This is a genomic window from Enterobacter sp. LM3, from assembly GCF_046622475.1.
In the GTDB taxonomy this organism is placed as follows: Bacteria; Pseudomonadota; Gammaproteobacteria; order Enterobacterales; family Enterobacteriaceae; genus Enterobacter; species Enterobacter cloacae_P.
This window is the reverse complement of the sequence record NZ_JBJURN010000048.1, coordinates 1-1,326: the sequence shown is the minus strand read 5'-3', so window position 1 is coordinate 1,326 and position 1,326 is coordinate 1. Positions and strand designations below refer to the sequence as shown.

Here is a 1,326-nt window from a genome sequence, read left to right as displayed (position 1 = left end):
AAAAAACCCGGTGACCTGACGGCGGATGAGAAGCGACTGGTCAGCAGCCTGGTAAGTATTGCGGGTGGTCTGGCGGGTGCTGCGGTGACAGACGGTAACCTCTCCATGGCGGCTGTGGGGGCTAATACTGCCCGTGTGGAGGTTGAGAATAACTCGCTGGGCGCACTGGGAGCAGCGGAAGCCGCTGCGAATACAGCGGCGGCAGTTGCCGGAGCGACAGGAAACGGGAGTAAAGGTTCGGCAAATGGCGATAGCTGGGATACCGGTGCTAGTTGTGAAGGAACCCGCGAACAGTGTGCAGTACGTGATCCGAGTCGTGACGGTACCCGTGGGCCGGGACATGTGCTAAACAGTGATGGCTCTGAAAATGCATCTAATCCGAACGTTGGTAAAGATCTGACAGAGGCTGAGAAAGCGGAGTTAGGTGGTACAGACTCCGGTACACCAGGCGGCTGGGGGCCGGAAGATGAGGAGAATGCGCGGAATAATCAGCAGAAAGATGGGTCCCAATCTAATAATGCGGACGGTGCTTCTCAGGCAAGTGGGAAAGATAAAGATACTCAAATATGGACCCAAACCAAGAGAGAGGATCCTGTATCAAACGCCTATGGGCATTGGGAAAAACATAAAGCTGAGTTCCCTGAGTATCAGAACTCAAAACAGTACGTCGATGCGGCTCATGATTTTATGAGAAATCCGCCCGAAGGTACGCTGACTAAAACACGCCCAAATGGTGATACGCTTTACTACAACCCGAAAACAAATACATTTGCTTCCAAGGATGTTAATGGCGTTCCTAGAACAATGTTTAAACCGGAAAAAGGTATGGAGTACTGGAGTAAGCAATGACAGAAAATGATCTATATCCTTGCCCTTGCTGTGGTCAAAAGACGATAACTGAGCTTGGAAACTATGAGATTTGCCCTGTTTGTGAGTGGGAAGATGATCCTGTGCAGTCATCAGATCCTGATTTTTCTGGAGGTGCGAATACACTCAGTCTTATAGATGCCAAGAAAATATTAGACTCAAAACTCAAGGCGTAAGTGAAGATCCCGGTCATGCGCCGGGATCTTCATTTTTACCGGTCAGATCCTGAGTTCTGCCTCAATCACCAGCCGCCGCCGTTCCTGCGGCTCCTCCTCCGCGTTCAAAACTGGCCGACCTCGACGACGACGGTCAGGCGCTGCTGCGTCAGGTCGTGGACTACTATCACCAGAACCTGCTGCAAAGCCCCGATGTAAGTATCCCGGTAAAACGAACCACTCACTTTTAGAGATCTTCCGACATACTGATTGTATTCCCTGAGGAGATCGCCATGCGTAAAGC

General features: G+C 51.0%; 2 protein-coding genes. Both read left to right on the top strand.

Annotated features, from left to right (window positions below; translation table 11 throughout):
• On the top strand, positions 1-849 hold an 849-nt coding region (locus ACJ9N4_RS20850; RefSeq protein WP_411500796.1), incomplete at its 5' end, for a VENN motif pre-toxin domain-containing protein.
• Positions 846-1,043 (top strand): CPCC family cysteine-rich protein, encoded by a 198-nt coding sequence (locus tag ACJ9N4_RS20845; RefSeq protein ID WP_182919454.1) that lies wholly within the window; start codon positions 846-848, stop codon positions 1,041-1,043. The genes ACJ9N4_RS20850 and ACJ9N4_RS20845, both read left to right, overlap by 4 nt.
• The last annotated feature ends 283 nt before the right edge of the window (positions 1,044-1,326 follow it).